Here is a 23,217-nt window from a genome sequence, read left to right on the forward strand (position 1 = left end):
GCTAGCCCTTTATGAATGATACGATCTGGGCTTGTGCCAATTTCGCTTCCCTGATCGGTAACAGCATCCAGACATGCTGCATCTCTTCTCCCACATGAAGTGCGACAGGAAAGCCTTGTGTATCCGCTTTCTCTTTCAGCCTTAGCGCATCGGCATACAGCAGATCATGGCTACCGGCGAAAATGGCAAGCGGTGGCAATTTATCGATGGCCGCGAAAAGCGGACTAACCGGAAAAGCCGCCGGATCTTCACCTTCACCAGCCCAAAATTGACCAGCGGTCTGAGCGCCCTGTATCGAGAGCAATACATCGTGCTTCTCCAGCTCTCGCTGCAACGGATCGCTGGCAGTTGCATCCAGCCAGGGTGAGAGCAGAATGATCTTGCCCGGCATTGGCTTACCCTGATCACGAAGCATCTGCGCCAGACCGAGACTATATCCGCCGCCTGCGCTGTCACCCATTACGGTTATATTTTCCGCCCCATATTTGGCTACTGCCCGATCGTAGGCCTGCATCACGACAGGATAGCTTTGTGACCAGTCATGCTCTGGTGCTAACGGATAGAGCGGGACGGTCGCGCTGGTTCCGGTCGCCCTAATCAGCTTCTTGATCATCCCCCAGTGGACGAACACGATGTTGAACGCATAGCCGCCACCGTGAAGATAGAAGATATGATGTTTGCTCTTACCTTCTTTGGGATCGATCTCATAAACCTTATGATTATCAATGTGATACTCGTTAGTATGGCTATACTTTCTAAACCACCGTCCGGGCCGCGCTGGGCCGTTTTTCCTGTCCCGTGCCAGAAACTTCATGCCGGTATCATAGTCTGCCAAACGCTGCTGCACCTTTAGCAAGCGTAGGACAAAATTTATCAATCGGGCGCGCTTGCTGATCACACCGCAGCAGCCTCAAGATCAGCATTGATGAAATCCGCAATCTGCTTGCGGGCTTTCTTGCCTTCCGGAATGGGAAACAGCATCCAGACATGTTGCATTGCTGGAAACTCGAAATAATCCAGCGGCATATCCGCCGCCTCCGCTTTCTCTTTCAATTTTCTGGCGTCGGGCCAAAGCAAATCAAATGTACCGGTAAATACGGCAATTGGTGGGAGGCCTTCCAAAGCACCAAATAGAGGACTAACCGGCGGTATATCAACGGCTCCACTTTCTCCAGCCCACCATTCGCCTGCTGCACGAAGGCCACCAATACCCAATATGCGATCCTTCTTTGACAGTGCTGGCTGCATCGGATCGGTCATACTGACATCAAGCCACGGTGACAGCAGAATCATTTTATGCGGCATTGCCTTTCCCTGGTCCCGCAGCATCTGCGTCAGACCAAGTGCAAAGCCGGCGCCCGCGCTGTCACCCATGATGGTTATATTGTCTGCGCCCACCTCTTCGACCAGCGCGTCATAGACTGGCATCATCCAGTCATAACTTTGTTGCCAGTCATGCTCCGGCGTCAAGGGATAGCACGGTGCCACAACAGTAGCGTCGGTCCGGTGCACCATCTCTGCTAGCAATGTCCAGTATCCAGGCTGGATATCCAGAACATAAGCGCCTCCATGGATATATAAAATACGACGATGACTCCCGGATTTTGGGGCCAGTGTGAATATGGGATATCCGTTTTTCGCAGTCTCAGTGACCTTAAACTTGCGGTGCAACGCCTTGCCGGGCGCGGCAACCTTTTTCGCACGGGCTTTCGGAATACTCGCTCTCAGCTTCGCTTCGTCCGAGAAAACCGCTTTTAAACCGGTGAGCGGAAGGGCTTTGGCGAGCAGCCGGGCTCTTATGCTGGTCATGGCCCGTTCCTAACCCGGATTGCCTTCCATTTGCGGCACATTGGGGTCAATGGTCACCCAGTCCTGCGAACTTTTGGTCCAGAAATGTACTTGCGGATTGAGATGGCTGGTATCGTCCAGCGTGCCCGCCTTGACGAAGGTCATGCCAGGCTGCGTTGGCAGTGTGGACAGCAGCGGTGAACCGCATTTGCCGCAGAAGTGTCGTTCCACAACATTGCCCGTTTCACTACTATCTTCATAAGTTGTGAGATCGCCCTGAATGCTCAGCTGATCATTGGCTACACCAAATAATACGGAATAGGCGCTACCCGACTGACGCTGGCAGTTTTTGCAATGACAGACACCGGTCATTTGTGGTTCTCCGCTAACGCTATAGCTTACTGCCCCGCAAAGGCATTGTCCTGTCATTGTCATAATATTCTCCCCGTTTATGCGACTTTTCTAACGAAAACCGTTCCCGCCGAATATCCTGCGCCAAATGAGCAGATAAGTCCAATGTCTCCGTCCGACAGATCGGCGCTGTGCTTGTGAAACGCGATGATTGAACCAGCCGAAGACGTATTCGCATAGGTATCCAGCACGGTTGGGCTTTCATCATCATTTGCTTCATGACCAAGCACGCGCTGAGCGATCAACCGGTTCATCCCGGCATTGGCCTGATGCAACCATAGGCGCCTAAGGTCAGTATTCTCGATACCCAGCCGCGCCGCTTGATCCACAATCATCTGGGCGACCATCGGCACCACTTCCTTGAAGACCTTGCGCCCTTCCTGGACAAATAGCTTATCTACGTCATCCCGTGTTTCCGGACTGGTCCGGTTGAGGAAGCCAAAGTTGTTACGGATATTGTTCGAAAACTGCGTCTTGAGCTTGGTCCCGACAATTTCCCAATGTTCTGCTGGTGCGATGTCTTTTGCTTCCACCAATATGGCTGTTGCTACATCTCCAAAGATGAAGTGGCTGTCACGGTCCCGCCAGTTCAAATGACCTGAACATATTTCAGGATTGATTACCAATACCGATTTGGCACTGCCGGAACGGATATAGTCCGCCGCTGTCTGGATACCGAATGTCGCGGACGAACAAGCCACGTTCATATCAAAACCGAAACCGTCACCAATGCCCAGCGCATCCTGAATCTCGACCGCGATGGCAGGATAGGCGCGCTGCAGATTGGAACAGGCACAGAGTACGGCATCGACATCCTCTGCTTTCCGCCCCGCCCGTTCCAGCGCCTGCTCGGCCGCCTTAACGCCAATTTCGGCAAGGACGGAGATTTCGTCATCCGGCCGTTCAGGCAATCGCGGGCACATGGTTTCGGGGTCAAGGATCGGATCCTTGGAAAGTACGAAGCGTGATTTTATGCCTGATGCCTTTTCGATAAACTCGACCGAACTATGCTGCAATTCGGCGACCTCACCAGCGGTAATGGCATCGGCATTTTCGTTGTTATGCAAATCAACATAAGCGTTGAAGCTCGTCACCAGTTCTTCATTGCTGATGCTATCGGTGGGTGTGAAGAGGCCAGTGGCAGAAATTACGGGAATGTTAGTGTTGGTCATAGGGCGATATTCTCTTAAACCTTGAAGACAATTGGAATAATAACATGCCAATATCGTAAAGTCCCAACGGGCAACTAGCAAGCGGTGTTGCTCGCCGATTGCCAATCGCAGACATCTTGCTATTTGTTTGGCATGACCGAAACCGATCGCATCAAATTGCATGAAAGCTGGAAGATGCCACTCGCGCGTGAATTTTCCAGCGATTATATGACCAACTTACGGGCCTTTCTGATTCAGCAGAAAAAAGAGGGCAAGCATGTCTTCCCCAAGGGCAGTGAATATTTTCGGGCGCTCGACCTCACACCCCTAGACAAGGTGCGTGTCGTGATCCTGGGGCAAGACCCCTATCATGGCCCGGGACAAGCGCATGGGCTTTGCTTTAGCGTGCAACCCGGCGTCCGGCCGCCACCGTCGCTGGTCAATATCTACAAGGAACTGGAAAGCGATATCGGAATGCAACGCCCCCAGCACGGATTTCTGGAATCCTGGGCACAGCAAGGCGTGCTGTTGCTAAACAGCGTGTTGACGGTTCAGCGAGCAGAAGCAGCCTCACATCGCGGCAAGGGGTGGGAGCAGTTCACCGATGCGATCATCCGATTGATCGCGGCGAAGGAAGAGCCCGTCGTCTTTCTGTTGTGGGGTAGCTATGCGCAAAAGAAAGCGGGCTTTGTCCAAAGCATCGAACAAGGCGGCAAGCATCTGGTGTTAAAGGCACCGCACCCCTCCCCGCTTTCGGCGCACAATGGCTTTTTTGGGTGTCAGCATTTCAGCAAGACCAACAGCTTTCTGGAGCATAATGGCCTGCCGCCGATCGACTGGTCTTTGCCGCCCGTTTAGCTTATGATTGCGCACAAAGCACAAAAGGGGCCAAGCCAATGACGTCCAACAGACAAAAAGAGCATCAGAGTTTTGATACATTCTGGCCGTTCTATTTGCAGGAGCATGCCAAACCGGCGACGCGTAATCTGCATTATGTCGGAACCAGTCTGGTTGTCCTGATAGCCTTTTATTCGGTCGCAACGACCAATTGGCTGTTACCGCTGGCCATGCCTCTCGCAGGCTATTTTTTCGCCTGGATGGCCCATTGGAGAATCGAAAAGAATCGCCCGGCGACCTTCACATATCCTCTGTGGTCCCTGATCGCAGATTTCAAGATGTGGGGACTTTGGCTCACCGGACGCCTGAAGCCGGAGCTTCAAAAGGCCGGTGTAGAGGACGCCTAGCTGGCCGCTTCCAATTCCGCTTCCTGCACCTTCAGCGCTTCGGTTCCTTCGATCCAGATACCGATATCCCGCGCCACCTGATCTGGTGTTTCTTCCATCGGCAGATGTCCGGCATCTTTGTAAATGATAAGCTTGGATCCCGGGATAGCTTCTTCAAAAGCCTTTGCGTGAGATACCGGAATAACCTTGTCCTGCTCTCCCCAAAGCAACAGCACGGGCATTTTTAGATTTCCGACTTCCGCCCACTTTTCCGGTTCGCGTGCTGTTTTGCCCCGCGCGACTGAAGCCTGACGATTGCCAGGAAAGCGCAGCAATTCCCAATAACGGGTCACCAGTTCATCGGTCAAACGTTCTGGTTGTGCAAAATTTTCTTCCAATGACGAGCGCACGAGAAATTTGGGAGTAATTTCAGGCAACAACAATTGTCCGATAGACGAACGCGCCAGTCTTGCAGCCAGATAGGGTTTGACCTTTTCGTCCGTTTGCGCGCCGGATGCATCGATCAAAACAAGCCCTGAAACGCGCTCAGGAACTGCCAGACCGGCACGCCACGACAACCAGCCGCCCATGCTGTTGCCGACCCAATAAGCTTTTTCGACACCCACGGTATCGAGCACCTTCGTCGCCGCGGCAATATTGGTATCGGCACTATAGTTACCGTTTGCCTGAGGACCGGTGAGGCCATGGCCATATAGATCAAGCGAGATCAGCCGGTATTTGTCGCCTAGCAAAGCCACAACCGGCTCCCATGTCTGAAGCAGGCTGTTCGAACCGTGGATCAGCAAGATCGCTGGTCCCTCCTTGTTCCCTTCATCACGATAATGAATTTGCCCACCGGCGCCGTCCTCCACAAATTGCGACGCGTCATTGCTATATTTTGCGATCATGTCCGCACGATCGGTATCCGGCGTGCGGAATATGAAAAACGCGGCGATCAATATAACGATCAAAGCCAATAAAGTACGGAATGTGGTTTTCATGTTCTTGCCCCAGACGATGCCAAGAAACGACAATACATATCGAGCCGCTGGTAGGACAGACAAAAAAGGGCGGGAAAGCAAAAGCCGTCCCGCCCCTGTAAATAGTTACCGGCCATAAAGGCCAATAGCCTTAAGCTTGCTGAAGGTTTACAGCCGCTTTCTTGCCATTGTTTCCGGTTTCAATATCATAGGTAAGGCGCTGTTCTTTTTCCAGCGTCTGCATACCGGCAGCCTGAACGGCTGTGATGTGAACAAAGCTGTCATCGCCGCCATCTTCAGGAGCGATAAATCCATAGCCTTTGTCCGTATTGAAAAATTTTACTGTGCCTGTAGGCATATTCTTATTCCTATTCATTACTTAGTGGTGTCTGTCCGACCTTTCGGCCGCGCCAGACGGGGGTCGCCAAACGTCGAGAAAAAGGAAAAAAGAGCATGCGGGCTGCTTTACCAGCCGCGAAACAAGAATTTCGTCGTACGCGATTATTAGCTGTGGTGGCCGTAGCAGCCTAACCCGCACTTAGCAAACGGCTTAACCCGACGGATGCGTTAACGCGGGCATTTACGGCGTCGAAACCAGCGCAATGGCCGCCATTGTCAAAGTTAATAGGCCTAATCCTAACAACCATATCCAGCACAGGTCCAGCAGCAGCCGCAGCCCTTTCCCTTGCCGTCGATAAAGTGTAGCGCTTTATCCTATGAAACAGACATTTAAATTTGGAGGCGCTGCCTGCGCCGCTGTCCTCACCATAACCCTTTCCGCTTGTGAACCGGGCGAACCGCCGGTCGCACCCGATCTTTCACCACAGGATGTTTATTTTGAACGTCTATCGCTGCTTTGTGACAAGGCTTATCCGGGGCAGCTGGTTTCCGATCAGGAAGCCGATGCGGATATGATGGGTCAACCGATGATCATGCATGTCGCGACCTGCGATCAGACAGAGATTCAAATCCCCTTTCATATCAGCAATGCCGATGGCAGTTGGAACCGCTCGCGGACGTGGATCATCGCCCGCACCGAGGACGGTCTGCGTCTGAAACATCGCCATCGGCACGACGATGGATCACTGGATGCAGTCAGTAATTATGGCGGCGATACCGCGGCCCCCGGCACCAAGCAACGTCAGGAATTTCCGGTCGATGAAGAGTCCATTGCTCTGTTCAAGACAGAAGGCCTTGATCAATCCGTGACCAACACATGGGCAGTCGAGATTAGCCCTCCTGGCGAGCAGGAGGCCCGCTTCGCCTATGAACTGCGGCGACCCGAAACGGCTGACGCTCGTTTCTTCCGCGTTGAATTTGATCTCTCAAAACCAGTCGAGACGCCGCCACCGCCGTGGGGCGACTAGCCCGATCACCCCTTGACGAGACCACCTGTCCTTGCGCACAGTCAGATGATGCTCGCAGAACTTCTCGTCAGCGCCGGAGTGGTGCTGCTCACCGTCCTGATCCATGGCGCCGGCATGTACGGCCTTGCCCGTCTTTTGAGAATTGAGGCTCGCGAGGAGGCGGAGGAGCATATTCATCCGATGTCATTGCGCGGTGTGTCGGTGACATTAATCCTTGTGCTGGGGTTGTTTACGCTTCACGGCATTGAAATCTGGCTCTATGCTTTTGTCTATCTGTTGCTTGATGCACTGCCGACCTTACCCGATGCAGTCTATTTCTCTGCGATCACCTATGCCACCACGGGCTATAATGACGATGCTCTCAACCAAAGCTGGCGCATGGTTGCGGCGATTGAAGGCGTCAACGGCATTATCCTGCTGGGCTGGTCCACCGCCTTCTTTGTCTCCGTCGTCCACCGCATGGGCGGCAGTAAGTGATGGCCAAACTGCCGGAAGCTTCTCCGGTTTCAGAGACTATCACGCGCCGGTTTTTCCGTTTGCTGCTCGCCATCGTCTATCTCGTCGCCGGTATCCTCCATATCCAAAGCCCGGGCGGATTTCTCGCCATCACGCCTGACTGGGTGCCGTTCCCGGAACAGGTCATCTTTCTTACAGGCGTTGCTGAGATTGCCGGTGCCGTCGGTCTCCTCATTCCGTCCCAACTCATTCCGCATATCCGCTATGCATCCGGTATCGGGCTCGCCCTTTATGCATTTTGCGTCTATCCGGCGAACGTCAATCATGCGGTCAACAATATCGCCATCGGTGGAGAGATTGCAAACTGGGCCTATCACGGTCCGCGATTGTTGTTTCAACCCGTCTTTATCTGGTGGGCATTGATCGCTGGCAACGTCATCAACTGGCCATTTAAACCGAAAATCAGCTAATTTTTAGATGCCCTTTCACTCAACTTCCGCAGATTTTCTTCATGACCCGCACGGTTTAGCTTGTACATGCTGATCACCGCGATCATCGTCATCCACAGTGCGAGGATCAGAGGTACATAGACCGCGCCCAACCTCCAAAGCGTATCTGCAGAAACATCCCCTTGTCCCGCACCGGATTGCAGGCCGACAATTCCCAGCACAGTGCTCGCCAATATGATCCCGACCCCAACGCCGCATTTACGGATGAAGGTTGTGGCGGCAAAGAATATCCCTTCCGAGCGCCGCCCCGTTTTCAGTTCTGCCTGCTCAACCAGATCGGCGATCATTGATGAGGCCAAGATTTGGTAACAGATGATCAGACCGACATCGATTGTGGTAGCGATCAGAACAAACCAGAAAATAAACGGCGAATCATTGCCCGGCAGCACATCAAATACTCGCAGCATGATCGGTGTCGGCGACCCGATGAAAGCGATCAGTCCGATTATTATCGCTCCGCGTTTCTTGCCAATTGTGCGGGTTACATAGGGCGCCAGAAACAGTCCGATAAACGTCGAGAACGTGACACAAATGGAAATAAGCCCGATTTGCTCTGGACCAAAACCCCAGAAATAAGTGGCAAAATAGAAGTTCAAACCACCCGCGAGACCGGAGGCGATGAACCCCAATAGGCTTGCAAAGAACAGTGCCGCAAAGGACCGGCTCGATAATGTCTCAAAGATCTCTCGGAACATCAGACCGGGTGTAATCCTGCGCTTCGCCGGTGGTTCCCGCAGTTTGGGGATAAGATGATGCGTCCCCAACGCTGAGATCATAATCGCCGCAAACATCATCAGCGACGCAATGACCCCATAGAAAGCATAGGCGTCACGGTTAAATTGGCCATTGCTGATTGCCGCTGTAACGAAGGCGGGAAAGATCAGAATGAACATCGCAATCGCCATGGTGTTGCCGCCAAGCCAACCGAAGAACCAGCGGAAACTGATCACCGAACTGCGCTCATCATAATCCTGCGTCATCTCTGGCGCCAGCGCTGTGCTAGGCGTTTCATATATGGTGATGAACGTCCGGATGAGGATGGAAAGCAACAATACATACCAGAAGAGCTGCGTATTGCTCCAGCTCTCCGGCGGGTTCCATAAGAAGTAATAACTGATCGCCACAGGCACAGCTGCGGCATACATGAACGGATGGCGACGGCCCCATTTGGACCGGAAGTTATCTGACCAATAACCGACAATCGGATCGCTGAGCGCATCTGCAATCAATGCGATCATGATGGCCAGCCCGACCAGTTGGGCATTCAAACCAATGACTTGCGCATAAAATATCAGCAGAAGATACTGAAACCCGCCGTCTTTGATCCCGTATGCGACGGATCCAAAACCATAAGCCAGTTTCGTCCCAGTCGATGGCTTCGTATCCATTGTAACCGCTGATGCGTTCATAATCCCCCCAGCTTGTCGGCACGTTATTGGTTGCGCTCTGGTGGCAGACCGTAAACAGGCTGCGCCCATTTACAAGCACTTGCGCACCGGGACAAATCTCTGCAACGCGGCCTGATTCGTGCTATACTCCAATGCGGAGGGCAATTTTGGAAGGAAGGCCCAATGGAACGCCATGGAGATGAAATACTAGTTACGGAAAAGGAAGCCAGCAACAAAACCCGGCCACAAGGAGTACGATGGGTCCTTGCTGTTTCGCTGCTTGCCGCACTGATCGCGATGTCCTTTGTCTGGATCATACCAGCCTTGTCATAACGCTCTGGCGGGGCGGCCTGGTTCATTGACCATGATCAATTCATCCGCTCTTGTTCCGGCCTATGATTGCAGAGCGATTGAACAGGAGAGCGACTATGACCAATACCCCCGAGCCGGCTGAAACCAGAGAACGCAAAGGGCATTGCCTGTGCGGTGATGTCCAGATTACCGCACATCAAGCCAGTACAGAAGTCGGTGCCTGCCATTGCCACATGTGCCGGCGATGGGGTGGCGGCCCCGCCTTTGAACTCGATTGTGGCACCGATGTCACCATAACGGGCGAAGACCATATCGCGGTCTACAACTCCTCCGAGTGGGCCGAGCGGGCTTTTTGCAAAACCTGCGGCACCAATCTGTACTATCGGTTGAAAGAGCCCGGCCAATACATGATTGCCAGTGCGATATTCGACAATGAAGATGGTCTGAACTTCACCACCCAAGTCTATATCGACAGCAAGCCCGACTATTACAGTCTGGCCGAACAGACCAAAAACCTGACCGGTGCAGAGGTGGAAGCCATGTTCGCCGCTGAAATGCAATGACACCGGCATGGTGTAGTGCCAAGCGCTCCATCAACTATTCAACTTTTACCCGCTGCATTGTTGAGAAGGCTCCGGGGGCTGTGCCCCAAAGCTGCTTGCCATCCAGATCAAAGCCGCGCTCCGCTTCTTGCAAAGCACTTTTGGTCAAACGTGTTTCTGAACCAATAGCGATCCGTTGGTTTCGACGTTTCGAGAAAATCGTGCACTTCACCGGATCTACCCGGCCGCGCCATGTGACACCCTCAAGCACCCAGATTTGTTCGCAACCGGGCTCTAGTGTCGGGACAAGCGCATCTCGGCTCAGCGACGCCAACAGAGCCGGATTGTTGGGCGCAACGGCATAACCTTCGGGTTCCTGCAAGCTCCACGTAATCTGCGCGACGCCGCCATCCGGCCGGTTCACCAACTGAAGCACCCTCTGACGATAGGCCTTGCGCGTATCTCCCGCTTCGCGCTTGCCGTGATCCCGCTGGTAGTATAGCCACTGCCCCTCACCCATCGACGACAGCCTGCTGCGAAAATCAAAAATCGCTTTATCGCCTTGCTCAGCAAAGCGGCCAGCCATCATCGCGGCGAGTCGTTCAGCTTGATTGTCTGATGATTGCGGATTTTGTCCATCGGTAATCGCAACAATATCTGCGGTCGGAGCGCAGCCGATAGCAAGTTGCGAGCATATCAAAGCCGCCAAAACCCAAATATCACGGCTCACCGAATAGCCACCGGATTGATCACCATCTGCACCGCGCCCTTAAAGCGTGGCTGGCCCAACACGAACATGAACTCGGTAGCGCCGTCCTTCGCCAGCTCAGCTGTGTTGATGCTCTCCAAGATATGTATACCATGTTTGGCCAGCAATGTCTGATGTACGATAAACGGCTTGGCCGGGTCTTCAAACGGAATTGCCTCCAGCGCCGCGGTATCCGCACCTACCATCACGACATCCAGTGACGCGAGATACTCCGCACCCTCAACGCCGAGTCCTGGCTGCTGCGCGATATAGCCTTGCGGATCACTCCCGCTCTTGCTCATCCAGCCAGTGTGGAAAAGCACCACATCGCCCTTGCCAATCGTAACACCTGCCGCCTCGGCGGCCGCTTCAATCTCTGCCCGGTTGAATGCCGTACCGGGGTCGACGACAGCCTTGCCGAATTGCTTGGTCATATCGAGCAATATGCCGCGCGTCGCCGTCGGCAGTATCGTCTCCGTTCCAAATTTCGTCACGCCTGCAGGCGAATAAAAATCGCTACCCTTCACACCGTTATAATAATGATGGTCGATGCCGAGATGCGCAAAGCCGTCAATTTGCGTCCCGATCCCGACCCAGCTGTGAATGATATCATCATGGGCTGTGACTTTGTTTGCGCCCATCGAACCGCCCTGCCCATCATTAGTCTGCAGCACCGTCGCGCTATAGGATCGCGGCGGATAGGCAGGTGTCGTCGGCCCAGTCACCACGCCCAAGGCATAAGTCTTGCCGGTCTTGACCAGCTTGGCAGCGTTAACGGTAGCTTCCGGCGACAAGTTGTTCATAGCACCTTTGGTATCCTCTGCGCCGTATTTGCTAGGATACCAGCTCTTCTCCGCATCTTGTGCAATTGCTGGCATCGCAAGCGTTGCTGCCGCCAAAATCAATCCCAAAGCTCGCATATTCTCTCTCCCTATTTCTTGTATCCGTGGCTAAGCAACTTCACCGTTACCTTCGCATGGGCGACTGTTACATCGTCAGCGTCCTTAATCTCCAATTCCGCCAGATAGCCGGCTGAACCCTTGCGCTCCAGATCGGCTTGCAACGCCGTGATATCCGCCGCACTCAGGCTATATTCTGCGGTGATATCGCTTGCCGCTGGCTTGCGGAAATCGACGAACATATCCTTGATGATCGGAAAAAAGCGTTTCTTGTCCAGAAAATCAATGGCCGGCGTTGCTGCCGCTGCCTCGGCCAGAACGGTAAAGGCGCCCATATACATCACCCCGACATGGTTTTCATTCCCGACAAGCGGCATCAGCATATTCACATAGCCTTTACGCTTCTCCAGCGGCCGCATGCCGGTGCGCTCGATAAAAGGAACACTATATTTCTCAGTCTGGACGGTATCGGCATCGGTTTGCATGGGTGCGAACTCCTTTGACTGTCAAAGTGCCACGGCGTACGACGGAGGGAAATACAAGTTTGTGATAGGTACTTGTCGACGCAATGCCACTATCGCAGATGGGATTGCAATTCACCGAGCAGTTTTCGGGAATTGCTGGCTAGTCGAGTACTGTCCATATCATTGGCGCGCCCGGCTATTGAGGCTGCCGCCTTACAAAAGCGCTCTGGCCTGCGCTGGTTGGAAAAACGATTATAGAGACTGGTCTGATGCCGATCCAGGCCAACCTTACCGTGCCTCTGCTCCTCGGCCTTATATGCTTGATCAAGCGCGCTCCGGTGCTTTGATAACAGGCGATGATAAGCGTCTCTGACCGATTTGCGTCCCTTGCCCCGGCAGCTCAGCGCCGCAACATTCAGTCCGGCGCGCAAATGCCACAGGGCTTCAAGCGGATCACGGTCAAGCCCGCCTCCCACATAGGGGCGGTCATCGCCCCGCGCACAAGCCGACAGGAATAGAACAGTAGCCGCCAATATGGAAAACGCACGAACAGATTGAAAATCGGGCATCAAAAAACCCTCCACCGATGGTCAACTGCCCCTGAAACTATCGTGCCGTGCCATGAAAATTACCGCCGTCCCGTTGCGGCGAGCCGGTTGGATTGTGGGATTGGACGGTCAACTGCAAGCTGATGGCAGATGGTCTGGGCAATCCTTCAAGTCGGCATCTTTGTGGGAGTCGTCATATCCCTCCATTTTGCCTCTCAGGATGTTATCTAGCCACTTTCTTTTTGCGACCAATCCGCCCCGTCATGGTTAGACCATCACGAATATTCAGGCCTATGAGGGTGAGGTTTGTGGCACCTGCAACGAGTTCCAGCGCCTGAACACTATAAAACCAACCATCAAACGACCCGGCAGCTGACTTGGTAGCTAGGAAAACAGCCGATGGTACCAGTATCAACAGGCCGTTGGCGGCAATAAAGGGCATCCTTTTCTTCTTGGCCAAAGTCTTTGGATCTTTGCGTTTGGCGCCAAGTGACATGCCCGATCCACCGGTTACCATCAGGGCGGGGACCAGCAGCATCATCCCATAAAGGATCATTTGTTTGACCCCGGCGATAGTCACATAGCTGCCGAACAATTCGGAGATCACCGTCGTCGTCCAGAAAGTTAAAATCGTGAAGAAGCCTATCATCCCGGCGATGGCGTGAATGCGCCTTTTCATGGTGCTGCTCCGGCTCAGGCGACGCAATGGCCGCGCACGGCCAGCTTTTTGAAAAGATGCGGCGATACTGTGGCGCTGTCCGGATAGCGGCCAATGCGTGCTTGAAATTCCGGGTTGGTAAAGGCATTGCGGAAACTCTCGACGCTTTCCCAAATCGCATAGTTGAGGAAGGTCGAACTGCCAGCAATGCCCTTGTGCAATTGGGTGGAAATATATCCCGGCTGCGCTTTCATAAACTCTGCATCGTGCGACCATGCCGTGATCAGCGCGTCTTCATCGGAGGGATCGATGGTGAACAGGTTAATGAGAACGATGGAACCATCCTCATTAACCTGCATCTGGTCCATCAGACTGACATGATCGTTAAGTTCTCTAAGCTGTGGCATCTCTATTATCCTTTAGTGGCCAAGATTTTCTGATAATTCGCGGATGGATTGCAAGAGGTCCAGGGACTGATCCAGCTGTTTGGCAGACAAGCTATCCGACAAGTTGTTGACCCATGCGGCTTGCGCCTCATTGATTTTGGCCATCGTCTTTTCACCTTTATCGCTCAGCGAAAACAGCGGAGCACGCTTGTGATCAATATTAGGCATGCTCTTAACCAGACCTATTTTATTCAGTTCGTTGATGATCCGTTGCACACCCTGTCTGGCGAGGCCCATGCGTCGGGAAATCTGAGAAACAGTCAGCGCTTTCCCTTCCTCATCAATAGCACCCAGGACCTGCCAACGCGCGCTGGTGAGCCCAAAGGGCTTGGTCATCCGGTTACCAGCACTCAGCAATTCTCCGTTGATCCGGAATATCTCCAGAATCAGTTGGGTGAGCGCCTGTCCATTCTTGGTTCGAATCATTATGGCTAACCTATAACCATAATGACAATATATTGTCAAATGTGATATCGTTATCGTCAGCAATGATCACTGGAGCTCGGTATTTTTCCGAATGAACCTGAGCTGTTTCCAACGTCCGCTTTCACGCCCAAAAACAGATGCTGGATGGAACGTCACCATTTGGGCATATTGGCGAAACTTGATGTAGCTGGTGATTTGTTGCAATATTGTCTGACGTTTCCATGAGGAGGGAATGTCATGAGCACCGCCAATCAAGCTCAAATCGCCCCGGCAACAGTCGCAAGCAACCTTACGGTAAGAGACCTGCGCGCTGCACTTGTCGCGGGTTGGGGTGATTTCAGAGCTTATCCTGTATTCGGACTTTTTTTTGCGGCAATCTATGTAGCCGCGGGATTGTTTCTATATTTCGCCCTCTTTGAACGAGGCGAAATTGCCTGGCTGGTTCCGCTTGCGGCGGGGTTCCCGCTGCTTGCACCTTTCGTGGCTGTCGGGCTTTATGAAGTAAGCCGCCGCCGTGAAGCTGGTACACCGATGAGCTGGCGCGCTGTCCTTGGAGCGCTCAGAGGGCGCGGCGATGAGCAAATATTGAGCATGGGCGTTATCCTGTTTGTGGCGTTCGCTTTCTGGTTAATGGTCGCACACGGTATTTTTGCCATTTTCTTGGCAGAATCCGGTATCGGATCAGAGTCGCTTGAGCTGTTTCGGACAACGGCAGGTATTGCGATGCTGGTGGTCGGAAGTATCATTGGCGCGCTGATGGCGCTGGCCTTTTACGCGATTACGGTCGTCAGCCTGCCGATGTTGGTCGATCGTGAAGTTGACTTTATCACCGCAATCATAGTGAGTCTGGCAACGGTAAGATCAAACAAGCTGGTTATGCTGATCTGGGCTACCCTGATCGCAGTTGCCCTGTTTGTGGCCATGCTCCCGCTTTTTCTGGGACTGTTTGTGGTACTCCCTGTTCTGGGACATGCCACCTGGCACCTATATCGCCGTTCTGTGAGCCAGCCAGGTTCATGAGCTACCGAAACCCACAATAGCGGACGTTATTCCGGTTTATACCCGAACGCTTCTTCCGCGAGCTTCACCAGTTCCGGGTCTGCTTCCGGCAAATCATTCGGCAAGGCTGCCTCCAGTGTTTCGGCGACATAGGTCATCGCTGCAATCCGCGCGGCTTTCTTGTCATTGCCATCAATCACTTTCCACGGTGCCCAGCGCGTGTCGGTTTGTTTGAACATGTCCTCCATCGCATCCAGATAATCCGCCCGTTTGGACCGGTTACGAAAATCATCTCTGGTGATCTTCCAACGCTTGTCCGGCGTGTTCAGACGATCGGCAAAGCGGCGGTCCTGCTGTTTCTGGGTGACGTGAAAAAACAGTTTAATCAGGTTGGTGCCGCCATCAATTTGCTGCGCTTCAAATTCGTTGATTTCGTCATAGCCGCGCTTCCAGTCGGCCTTGCTACAAAAGCCTTCAACCCGCTCTACCAGAACACGGCCATACCAGCTGCGGTCAAACACTGCGATCTCTCTGCTGCCCGGCAGACGTTTCCAAAAGCGCCAGAGGAAATGGCGGTCCTGCTCTTCCCTCGTTGGCGCACCAATGGGATAGACTTCAAAATAGCGCGGATCCCATTCGGCGGTCATCCGTCTTATGCAACCGCCCTTCCCGGCCGCATCCCATCCTTCGAATACCAGAATCGTCCGGTTGCCGTGAATGATATGCTCAAAATGAACATGAGCCAGACGCTCCTGCAATTCTTTCAGTGTATCGGAATAATCACCCTCAAAATCCTTGCCATCTTCATAATCTGACAGTTTGATATGTTTGCTCATGGATCGCCTCGATAATCTCGCCACTGCCCGATATGTGCAGCGGATAGCCGCACAGGTCAGAATGGCGACATACTATAGACCCGGAAAAAGAACCAACCTGTTAACCCTGTTTGGATTAATCAACCTTTACAGGCGCCTCGACTGCATTGGGGTCAGCGCTGGCATAGCGGACATCCCAGTCATCCAGAGCTTGTTGACGATCTTCAACGCGGCGAATGGCTAGATCAATCTCGATTTTGCCACCAGGCAATTGACCGGCCTCCGCATAAAGGTTCAAAGCTTTTTCCAACGCACCCTCTTTTTCAGCACACAGGCCGCGATTAAAGGCGATTGATCGATGCGATGTGCTGTTTGCTGCGGCTTGATCCCACATGCGACAGGCTTCCTGTTCATCGGTTTTGGTCATCTTCACCGCCGCCTTAAAAAATTTGGCGGTGGCCTTGTCCATGCCCTTGCGGCTCTCAAACACACGAATGTTCTGGCGTTTTTCTATCGGAGCCAGATCACGGCGCACTGCATGGGCAGCGCTATTGATCATCCCTCTTATGATGTTTTCACTGCTGGAGAAGCTCTCTTTACGTCCGCAAACGATCTGTTCATGGCCATCAGATTTACGATCGGCGTAAATGGTTTGGCCATCGCTGAACCGGGACATGCGGATTTCTGCCTGAAAATCGATAACGCGTTTAAGGCAGGGTACCTTTATACTTTTACGCTTTTCGCATTTGCCCTTGTCGTCCCTCTCGATACAGCGTTCCCGATATTCGCGTGTCTCATATTCTTCGATTCCGGCTGTTGCCGTGCCCGATAATGTTGCTTCGGGATCAATGGCGGAACGCCCCGCCATGATTTTGAAATAAGGTGCGTCATCAATTTCGATGCCGCTGAGCTTATCCTCAATGGCAAAAGCCAGTGCGGTACCGTCACCGCCACCAAAACGGTCAATCGCGATGGTTTTGATTGCGGCAATATTGGGCGCACGAGCTGGATAAAGGCCTTCAACACGCAAAGTTTCGGCCTGTGCTGTAGCGGCCAGACATAGCCCAGCTACACCGATCGAAGCCATTTTACCGATAGACAGAATTCGCATCATATTGCCCCTAAGTCGTTCATCCTGGGGATTTATCCCAGTATAGGTGAACAGGCAATTACGCGATCGTTCATATAAATACTGCGTTAGATGAACGCAAAAAATCAGGTGTCAGCGCCCGCAGCGATATGGCTGGCAATCCGCTTTGGATCCTGCATCGGCATGAAATGTGTAAGCTCTGGTATATGAACTTCCTCTGCATTGGGATATATATCCACCAAGCTCGGCCAAGTCGGACTGTTGGCGAAATCCCGCGCCGCCGTGACGTCATCATCCGCCGACTGCGCGCGTAAGATGGTGACTGGCAATGTGTTCCGCTTTACCAGGGGATAAGGATCAACAGACCGAAAGCCTTCGTAGACCGACGCTTCAAGATAGGGCGGACAGGCCAGAACATATCCGGCCCCGTCATCTTCAGCGAGCAAACCATATTGGCAATAGTCCATCAGCACATCCGGCTGCCAAAGACTGAACGGGTGACGATCCTTGAAGGCGGAGAACATGGCCTCAGAAGACTCCCAGCTGTTGCGTCGCCGCGATACCGGGTTCTGATTGGGGTCAATATCTGCCAAGGCCGGAGGGTCTTCATAGGCATCTGGCGCCGTGATCGTTGGATCAACCAGCACCAGTCGTTCGAACCGCTCTGGCATGACATCGGCGATCTGGACGATCACATGAGCACCCATGCTGTGCCCCACACCGACGATATTTTCCAGGCCAAGCCCCGCAACAAGCGCACCGACATCCCGGCCCATCAGGCTCCAGTCACTCAGACTGTCAGGCTTGCCGCTCCGACCATGGCCACGTTGATCGACGGCGATGACATGATAGCCAGATGGCAAGGCAGCGATCGTCTTGTCCCAACAGCGCGCATGGAAGCCCGTGGCGTGGACCATCAGGATCGTCTGATCGTCCGGATTGCCCCACTCGAAATAGCAGAGATCCGTTTCGCCTTGTTGAAATCGCTTTTCTGCTGGCTGCCCCGCTTCGTTCATCCTTCTTTCGGTGGCTCCACGACACGGATATGAAGTTCGCGCAACTGCTTGGGCGAAACACCGCTTGGCGCACTCATCATCAGGTCTTCTGCCTTTTGATTCATCGGAAAGAGTACAACTTCACGGATATTGGGCTCATCCGCCAGCAGCATCACGATCCTGTCAACACCTGGCGCAGAACCGCCATGCGGTGGTGCGCCATATTTCAGCGCGTTGATCATGCCGGAAAACTCACTGTCGACCGCAGCTTTGTCATAACCGGCAATTTCAAATGCCTTGTACATGATGTCGGGACGGTGGTTCCGGATAGCGCCGGAGGACAGCTCGATACCGTTACAGACAATGTCATATTGCCACGCCAATATGTCGAGCGGGTCTTTATTCTCTAAAGCCTCCATTTCGCCTTGCGGCATCGAGAAAGGGTTATGCGAGAAGTCGAGCTTCTTCAGTTCCTCGTCATATTCATACATCGGATAATCAACGACCCAGCAGAATTTAAATTCATTCTCGTTGATCAAGCCTAGCTGTTCGGCCGCACGGGTACGCGCGACACCAGCCAGTTTTGCAGCTTCCGCTTCCTTGCCAGCAGCAAAGAATACACCGTCGTCAGGGCCGCAACCGAGATCAGCCAGCAATTTCGCCGTGCCTTCTTCACCATGGTTTTTGGCAATCGGTCCGCCAGCAGCACCCTCTTTCATGTTGATGTAACCCAGACCCGCAAAACCTTCGCCGCGTGCCCAGTTATTCATGTCATCAAAGAATTTGCGGCTGTTCTTGCCGGCTTCGGGTGCGACAAAAGCGCGCACAGTGCCGCCGGATGCGGTTATCTTGTCAAACAGGCCAAAGCCGGAACCTTTGAAATGATCCGATACGTCCTGAATGATGATCGGGTTACGAAGATCGGGCTTGTCCGAGCCATATTTCAGCATCGAATCTTTGTAAGGGATACGTGGAAACTCACCGGCAGGCGTTACCGACTTGCCATTCGCAAATTCTTCAAAAACACCAGCCAGCACCGGTTCCAGCGCCTGGAATACGTCTTCCTGCGTCACAAAACTCATCTCGAGGTCGAGCTGGTAAAATTCACCGGGAGAGCGATCTGCGCGGGCGTCTTCATCGCGGAAGCAGGGCGCAATCTGGAAATAGCGGTCAAAGCCCGCAACCATCAGCATCTGTTTAAACATCTGCGGTGCCTGTGGAAGCGCATAGAATTTGCCGGGATGCACGCGGCTTGGCACCAGATAATCGCGCGCGCCTTCCGGAGATGAAGCGGTCAGGATCGGGGTCTGAAACTCTGTAAAGCCCTTTTCCACCATACGGTTGCGCAGCGAAGCGATCACCTTGGAGCGCAGCATCATATTGGCGTGGACTTTTTCCCGCCGCAGGTCGAGAAAACGGTAACGCAAGCGGATATCTTCCGGATATTCCTGTTCGCCAAAGACCGGCATCGGCAATTCATCTGCAGGACCCTGCATTTCGACTGCTTCGGCCACCAGTTCAACTTCCCCTGTTGGGAGGTTGGAGTTAACTGTCTCCGCCGAGCGTGCTGCGACCTTACCGGTGACAGTAATAACTGATTCTTTGCGCGCCGAATCCAGCAGCTTGAACGCATCGCTGCCTTCTTCGCTGACAATCTGCGTCAGACCGAAATGATCACGCAAGTCGACAAAGAGTAAATTGCCATGATCGCGAACGTTGTGAACCCAGCCGGACAGGCGGACTTCTTCACCAACATTGGCAGCGCGAAGCTGTGAACAGTTATGGGAGCGGTATGCGTGCATGATGAACCTTTGATAATTGGAATGTTTCCTCTTTGGAAACTTATGGGGCGTAACACAGGCCAAAGCCACTTTTGTCAAGGCAGAAGGTATAAAGCAGGGCCATAAACCGCCCGTAGCAAAAGGCAGAACACAGTTATTGATAATAGACAATCTCTATCGGAAATGTTTGCGACACTCGGCTCAGCTTGTATAGATGCGGCATGAAAATTCATCCTTTACTGACTGACAGTCAGGATATTGCCGATATTTGCGAACGCTTTTCGACCGCTGAGTTTGTTGCGGTCGATACAGAGTTCATGCGAGAAAACACCTATTGGCCGATCCTCTGCCTCATCCAGATTTCGGATGGCAAGGAAGCAGCTGCAATTGACCCGCTGGCCAAGGACGTTGATCTCAGACCTTTGCTCGACTTGCTGGTCAATAATGAAGATGTGCTGAAAATCTTTCACGCTGGGGGCCAGGATGTGGAGATTATCCACAATATGACCGGCAAAACCCCTCACCCGATTTTCGACACGCAGGTCGCAGCCATGGCTTTAGGACCAAGCGAACAGATCGGTTATGCCAATTTGGTTGATAGCTGGTTGGGCATCACACTGGACAAGGGTGCGCGTTTCACAGACTGGTCGCGGCGTCCTCTCAACGACCGGCAGATTAAATATGCCATTGGTGACGTTACCCATTTGTCGGCCATTTTTCCGATGATGCTGGAAAAGCTGATCGAAACGGGGCGCGGTATCTGGATCAATGCTGAAATGGAAAAACTGGCCGATCCCGCAAACTATGTAAATGACCCTCAAAATTCATGGCGGCGCGTCAAATTCCAGGGCCGCAATCTGGAATCTTTAGGCCGGCTGAAAGCGCTGGCTGCCTGGCGGGAAAAGGAAGCACAATCCAAAGATATGCCGCGCGGCAGGATCATGCGCGATGAAACGCTGGCCGATATCGCCGCCCATCCACCAAAAGACCAAGCCAAGCTGGCACAAGTACGCGGATTGTCGTCTGGCTGGAAAAATAATGATATTGGCGAACGGTTGATGGAAGCGCTGGCCAATGCACAGCCCTTGACGAAAGACGAGTTGCCTGACCGCAATGGTCGCCGCCCCAAATTTAGCAAAGAAAATGCGTTAGTCGCCGATTTGCTGAAATTACTTCTGAAAATCCGGTCTGCGGAAATGAGTGTTGCTTCGAAACTACTGGCCCGCGCTGATGACCTTGAGCGTATTGTTGGCGGTGAACGGGATGGTGTTGCTCTCCTGGAGGGCTGGAGATATGAAGAATTTGGACGTGACGCGATCGATTTGATCGAAGGTCGGATGAGTTTTACGGTCCAGGATGGTAAACTGAAAATGACCCATCAACCCGAAACCACAAGCGAAGAAGCACAATGAAGAAAGTCTTGTTCGCCTTGGTAATCTGTCCCGCACTATTGGCCTGCTCCACGACTGTTGGAGAGCCGGAAGTGCCGGAACGCGGAACTACTCCTGGATATGCCTGCGCAGTAGAAAACCTTCAGTCATTTGTTGGACAATCGGTAAATCAAGAGAATGGAGCCGATGCGCTCAAACAATCTGGTGCAAAAACTCTACGCTGGATAGCCCCGCGTAGCGCCATAACGATGGATTTTCGTCAAGACCGCCTGAATATTGAATATGATGATGCTATGATAATCACGCGCATCTACTGCGGTTGACCGGAACTTATTCGGTTACCAAAACAGGCTCCAGCTCGAGCATGTTCGCGAGTTGAATATGTCGTTTTGCTACAGCATCGCCATAAAGGTCACTCAGATCCGTAGCCATAACGATCTCCAGTCGGCCGTCAATTTTGCGAAGCTGCGTCTGTTCCAATGGGTTACGCGTACCGCCGCTCAGCCTTTGACCCAGCCGCATCGCCAAACCCCAACAAATCGCACGCTCCGTTGCCTTTTCGCTGGCCAGTTTACCGCCTCCGGAAAAGATATTGGCCCCACCGCCAAAACTGGTGAACAATGTTTGGCCCAACAACTCCCGTTCAGCGCCGGTTATTCCGACCCAGTTACCGTGCAAACCCATGACCAATCCCCGTTCAGCGCGAAAATTCGGATTGGCTCGCCATGCTACATCACCCAGATTGCAAGCCGCCTGCCTTATGCGCTGCCAGTCAGGAGGGTCTTCAGAGAAAATCGGTGCAATCCATTTCCCCAGTAATTTGCTGTTTGCGGGAAACCGGGCCTGCGCTGCCCCGGATTCCTCGGTTGCAAGCAATAACGGATCACGTTTGCTCTCCGGTTTGCTGACATTTTTGAACAATAAACCTTCCCGAACACCATATGCGGAGACGATCATGGTGCTGCTACCCAGATAGCGGACGATGAACGACAAAAGCCATGCCGCATCATCCAGCGTGGGAATTCGGGAAGTAGACAGGCCGGGAACCGCCTTTAACTTTGCCTTGTTCATCCGGGCGAGTTGCCTGACCAATCGCCGCGCGCGCTGAGGTTGCATTTCATAGTGATGAATGACCGGCAGCGGATAACCACTGTCAAACATGTCGAGCCGTGCCAGCGACCGCCAGGAACCACCAACAAGATAAAATGGCAGGCCCTGCGCATTCTGGTCCCAGCCTGTTTTTTTCAGCATCTTGCGCACTTGACGTTTGAGCTTGTCCTTACCCTTGGCCCTCAAATTGGCAACGCGGAGCACACCGAGCGGAAAACTGTATCGCTCTACAACTTTGCCCTTGTCGATCATCGCCAATTCAAGGCTGCCGCCGCCAAGATCACCGACTATTCCTTTGGCACCAGGAATGGCAGAAAGGACTCCCAGTGCCGCCAGTTCCGCTTCTTCTTCACCCTGAAGAACCTGTGTCTCAAAACCGATCTCCCCGGCAGCTTGAAGCAAGTCCTTGCCATTGCTTGCATCGCGTACCGCAGCGGTTGCGAAACATTTGATCGAGTCCACATCCATCTGGGTACACAGTCGGTAAAACCGCTCGAGTGCCTGAACCGCAAGCGCCATGGAGTTTTCAGCAATGGCGCCTGTCGTCGCAAGCTCTTTACCCAATCCAGCCATCACTTTTTCGTTGAATAATATCGCCGGAACCCTTGCCGCACCCTGATAGACAACCAGGCGGATCGAGTTGGAACCGATATCGACAATCGCAGTCCGTTTGTTGGTCCGCTGCGCCTTTCTCTTTCTGGTTATTTGCAATCCCCCGAC

Annotated in this window: 29 protein-coding genes; 10 read left to right on the forward strand and 19 right to left on the reverse strand. The window is 53.1% G+C overall.

From position 1 onward, the window contains the following. Window position 1: 1 nt before the first annotated feature. Genes DK507_RS16585 through DK507_RS16600 form a run of 4 tightly spaced genes read right to left on the reverse strand, consistent with a single transcriptional unit; the run spans window position 2 to window position 3,371 of the window. Window positions 2–877: an alpha/beta hydrolase gene (locus tag DK507_RS16585; protein WP_162559101.1), complete on the reverse strand. Its 876-nt coding sequence runs from the start codon at window positions 875–877 to the stop codon at window positions 2–4. Window positions 878–894: 17 nt separating this feature from the next. Next, window positions 895–1,809, reverse strand: a complete 915-nt coding sequence (locus tag DK507_RS16590; RefSeq protein WP_109357394.1) for an alpha/beta hydrolase fold domain-containing protein — start codon at window positions 1,807–1,809, stop codon at window positions 895–897. A gap of 9 nt (window positions 1,810–1,818) precedes the next feature. Further along, window positions 1,819–2,223: a GFA family protein gene (locus DK507_RS16595; protein WP_109357395.1), complete on the reverse strand. Its 405-nt coding sequence runs from the start codon at window positions 2,221–2,223 to the stop codon at window positions 1,819–1,821. Between the two features lie 14 nt (window positions 2,224–2,237). Further along, window positions 2,238–3,371: a beta-ketoacyl-ACP synthase III gene (locus tag DK507_RS16600; RefSeq protein ID WP_109357754.1), complete on the reverse strand. Its 1,134-nt coding sequence runs from the start codon at window positions 3,369–3,371 to the stop codon at window positions 2,238–2,240. Window positions 3,372–3,503: 132 nt separating this feature from the next. Between DK507_RS16600 and ung the strand changes: the two genes are divergently transcribed. Together ung and DK507_RS16610 are read left to right on the forward strand one after the other, a co-directional pair. Beyond that, window positions 3,504–4,208, forward strand: a complete 705-nt coding sequence (gene ung / locus DK507_RS16605) for a uracil-DNA glycosylase (RefSeq protein WP_109357396.1) — start codon at window positions 3,504–3,506, stop codon at window positions 4,206–4,208. Between the two features lie 38 nt (window positions 4,209–4,246). After that, on the forward strand, window positions 4,247–4,594 hold the full coding sequence (locus DK507_RS16610; RefSeq protein WP_109357397.1) for a DUF962 domain-containing protein: 348 nt from the start codon (window positions 4,247–4,249) through the stop codon (window positions 4,592–4,594). Here DK507_RS16610 and DK507_RS16615 read toward each other — a convergent pair. Beyond that, window positions 4,591–5,574, reverse strand: a complete 984-nt coding sequence (locus tag DK507_RS16615) for an alpha/beta fold hydrolase (RefSeq protein WP_109357398.1) — start codon at window positions 5,572–5,574, stop codon at window positions 4,591–4,593. The two genes, DK507_RS16610 and DK507_RS16615, sit on opposite strands and share 4 nt — an antisense overlap. A gap of 130 nt (window positions 5,575–5,704) precedes the next feature. Beyond that, window positions 5,705–5,911, reverse strand: coding sequence for a cold-shock protein (locus tag DK507_RS16620; RefSeq protein WP_109357399.1), 207 nt, complete (start codon window positions 5,909–5,911; stop codon window positions 5,705–5,707). A gap of 358 nt (window positions 5,912–6,269) precedes the next feature. Here DK507_RS16620 and DK507_RS16625 point away from each other — a divergent pair, with 358 nt between their 5' ends. From DK507_RS16625 to DK507_RS16635, 3 genes are read left to right on the forward strand one after another with little or no spacing between them, the layout of a single operon-like run. Then, window positions 6,270–6,920, forward strand: a complete 651-nt coding sequence (locus DK507_RS16625) for a hypothetical protein (RefSeq protein ID WP_109357400.1) — start codon at window positions 6,270–6,272, stop codon at window positions 6,918–6,920. Between the two features lie 45 nt (window positions 6,921–6,965). Further along, window positions 6,966–7,397 carry an ion channel gene (locus tag DK507_RS16630; RefSeq protein WP_216822400.1) on the forward strand — a complete coding sequence of 144 codons (432 nt, stop codon included), beginning with the start codon at window positions 6,966–6,968 and terminating at the stop codon, window positions 7,395–7,397. Further along, window positions 7,397–7,846, forward strand: coding sequence for a DoxX family protein (locus DK507_RS16635; RefSeq protein ID WP_109357401.1), 450 nt, complete (start codon window positions 7,397–7,399; stop codon window positions 7,844–7,846). The genes DK507_RS16630 and DK507_RS16635 overlap by 1 nt, the downstream gene beginning before the upstream one ends. Here the strand turns inward: DK507_RS16635 and DK507_RS16640 are convergent. Continuing rightward, complete coding sequence (locus DK507_RS16640; RefSeq protein WP_109357402.1) at window positions 7,843–9,294, reverse strand: MFS transporter; 1,452 nt, start codon at window positions 9,292–9,294, stop codon at window positions 7,843–7,845. The genes DK507_RS16635 and DK507_RS16640 overlap by 4 nt on opposite strands. A gap of 162 nt (window positions 9,295–9,456) precedes the next feature. Here DK507_RS16640 and DK507_RS17930 point away from each other — a divergent pair, with 162 nt between their 5' ends. Together DK507_RS17930 and DK507_RS16645 are read left to right on the forward strand one after the other, a co-directional pair. Beyond that, the gene (locus DK507_RS17930; protein WP_174209055.1) at window positions 9,457–9,606 is read left to right on the forward strand and encodes a hypothetical protein; all 150 of its coding nucleotides are present in this window, start codon (window positions 9,457–9,459) and stop codon (window positions 9,604–9,606) included. A gap of 95 nt (window positions 9,607–9,701) precedes the next feature. Further along, on the forward strand, window positions 9,702–10,148 hold the full coding sequence (locus DK507_RS16645) for a GFA family protein (protein WP_109357403.1): 447 nt from the start codon (window positions 9,702–9,704) through the stop codon (window positions 10,146–10,148). Window positions 10,149–10,182: 34 nt separating this feature from the next. On the opposite strand, the gene DK507_RS16650 is transcribed toward DK507_RS16645, so the two are convergent. The 7 genes from DK507_RS16650 to DK507_RS16680 form a co-directional block, all read right to left on the reverse strand. Next, complete coding sequence (locus tag DK507_RS16650; RefSeq protein WP_109357404.1) at window positions 10,183–10,857, reverse strand: chromophore lyase CpcT/CpeT; 675 nt, start codon at window positions 10,855–10,857, stop codon at window positions 10,183–10,185. Continuing rightward, a complete protein-coding gene (locus tag DK507_RS16655) occupies window positions 10,854–11,795 on the reverse strand; it encodes a cyclase family protein (protein ID WP_109357405.1) in 942 nt (313 codons plus the stop codon). The genes DK507_RS16650 and DK507_RS16655 overlap by 4 nt, the downstream gene beginning before the upstream one ends. An 11-nt stretch (window positions 11,796–11,806) precedes the next feature. Then, window positions 11,807–12,259, reverse strand: a complete 453-nt coding sequence (locus DK507_RS16660) for a PaaI family thioesterase (protein ID WP_109357406.1) — start codon at window positions 12,257–12,259, stop codon at window positions 11,807–11,809. Window positions 12,260–12,348: 89 nt separating this feature from the next. Beyond that, window positions 12,349–12,807, reverse strand: a complete 459-nt coding sequence (locus tag DK507_RS16665) for a hypothetical protein (protein ID WP_109357407.1) — start codon at window positions 12,805–12,807, stop codon at window positions 12,349–12,351. Between the two features lie 202 nt (window positions 12,808–13,009). After that, complete coding sequence (locus DK507_RS16670) at window positions 13,010–13,465, reverse strand: hypothetical protein (RefSeq protein WP_109357408.1); 456 nt, start codon at window positions 13,463–13,465, stop codon at window positions 13,010–13,012. A gap of 14 nt (window positions 13,466–13,479) precedes the next feature. Continuing rightward, a complete protein-coding gene (locus DK507_RS16675; protein ID WP_109357409.1) occupies window positions 13,480–13,851 on the reverse strand; it encodes an antibiotic biosynthesis monooxygenase in 372 nt (123 codons plus the stop codon). A gap of 12 nt (window positions 13,852–13,863) precedes the next feature. Beyond that, a complete protein-coding gene (locus DK507_RS16680; RefSeq protein ID WP_109357410.1) occupies window positions 13,864–14,316 on the reverse strand; it encodes a MarR family winged helix-turn-helix transcriptional regulator in 453 nt (150 codons plus the stop codon). 237 nt (window positions 14,317–14,553) lie between these two features. Here DK507_RS16680 and DK507_RS16685 point away from each other — a divergent pair, with 237 nt between their 5' ends. Beyond that, entirely contained in the window at window positions 14,554–15,336 is a 783-nt protein-coding gene (locus DK507_RS16685; protein ID WP_109357411.1) for a DUF2189 domain-containing protein, read from the forward strand. Between the two features lie 26 nt (window positions 15,337–15,362). Here DK507_RS16685 and DK507_RS16690 read toward each other — a convergent pair whose 3' ends face one another. The 4 genes from DK507_RS16690 to aspS form a co-directional block, all read right to left on the reverse strand. Then, window positions 15,363–16,151, reverse strand: coding sequence for a polyphosphate kinase 2 family protein (locus DK507_RS16690; protein ID WP_109357412.1), 789 nt, complete (start codon window positions 16,149–16,151; stop codon window positions 15,363–15,365). A 115-nt stretch (window positions 16,152–16,266) separates the two neighbouring features. After that, the gene (locus tag DK507_RS16695) at window positions 16,267–17,244 is read right to left on the reverse strand and encodes a hypothetical protein (RefSeq protein WP_162559102.1); all 978 of its coding nucleotides are present in this window, start codon (window positions 17,242–17,244) and stop codon (window positions 16,267–16,269) included. Between the two features lie 101 nt (window positions 17,245–17,345). Next, on the reverse strand, window positions 17,346–18,236 hold the full coding sequence (locus tag DK507_RS16700; protein WP_109357414.1) for an alpha/beta fold hydrolase: 891 nt from the start codon (window positions 18,234–18,236) through the stop codon (window positions 17,346–17,348). After that, window positions 18,233–20,017, reverse strand: coding sequence for an aspartate--tRNA ligase (gene aspS / locus DK507_RS16705; RefSeq protein ID WP_109357415.1), 1,785 nt, complete (start codon window positions 20,015–20,017; stop codon window positions 18,233–18,235). Before aspS ends, DK507_RS16700 begins: the two co-directional genes overlap by 4 nt. Window positions 20,018–20,217: 200 nt before the next feature. Here aspS and rnd point away from each other — a divergent pair, with 200 nt between their 5' ends. Both rnd and DK507_RS16715 read left to right on the forward strand, forming a co-directional pair. Continuing rightward, a complete protein-coding gene (gene rnd / locus DK507_RS16710) occupies window positions 20,218–21,408 on the forward strand; it encodes a ribonuclease D (protein WP_109357416.1) in 1,191 nt (396 codons plus the stop codon). Further along, a complete protein-coding gene (locus DK507_RS16715; protein WP_109357417.1) occupies window positions 21,405–21,710 on the forward strand; it encodes an I78 family peptidase inhibitor in 306 nt (101 codons plus the stop codon). The genes rnd and DK507_RS16715 overlap by 4 nt, the downstream gene beginning before the upstream one ends. 7 nt (window positions 21,711–21,717) lie before the next feature. Here the strand turns inward: DK507_RS16715 and DK507_RS16720 are convergent, their stop codons facing one another. Beyond that, on the reverse strand, window positions 21,718–23,208 hold the full coding sequence (locus DK507_RS16720; RefSeq protein WP_254054428.1) for a Ppx/GppA family phosphatase: 1,491 nt from the start codon (window positions 23,206–23,208) through the stop codon (window positions 21,718–21,720). Between the last annotated feature and the right edge of the window lie 9 nt (window positions 23,209–23,217).

This window comes from Sphingorhabdus sp. EL138, from assembly GCF_900258045.1.
In the GTDB taxonomy this organism is placed as follows: Bacteria; Pseudomonadota; Alphaproteobacteria; order Sphingomonadales; family Sphingomonadaceae; genus Parasphingorhabdus.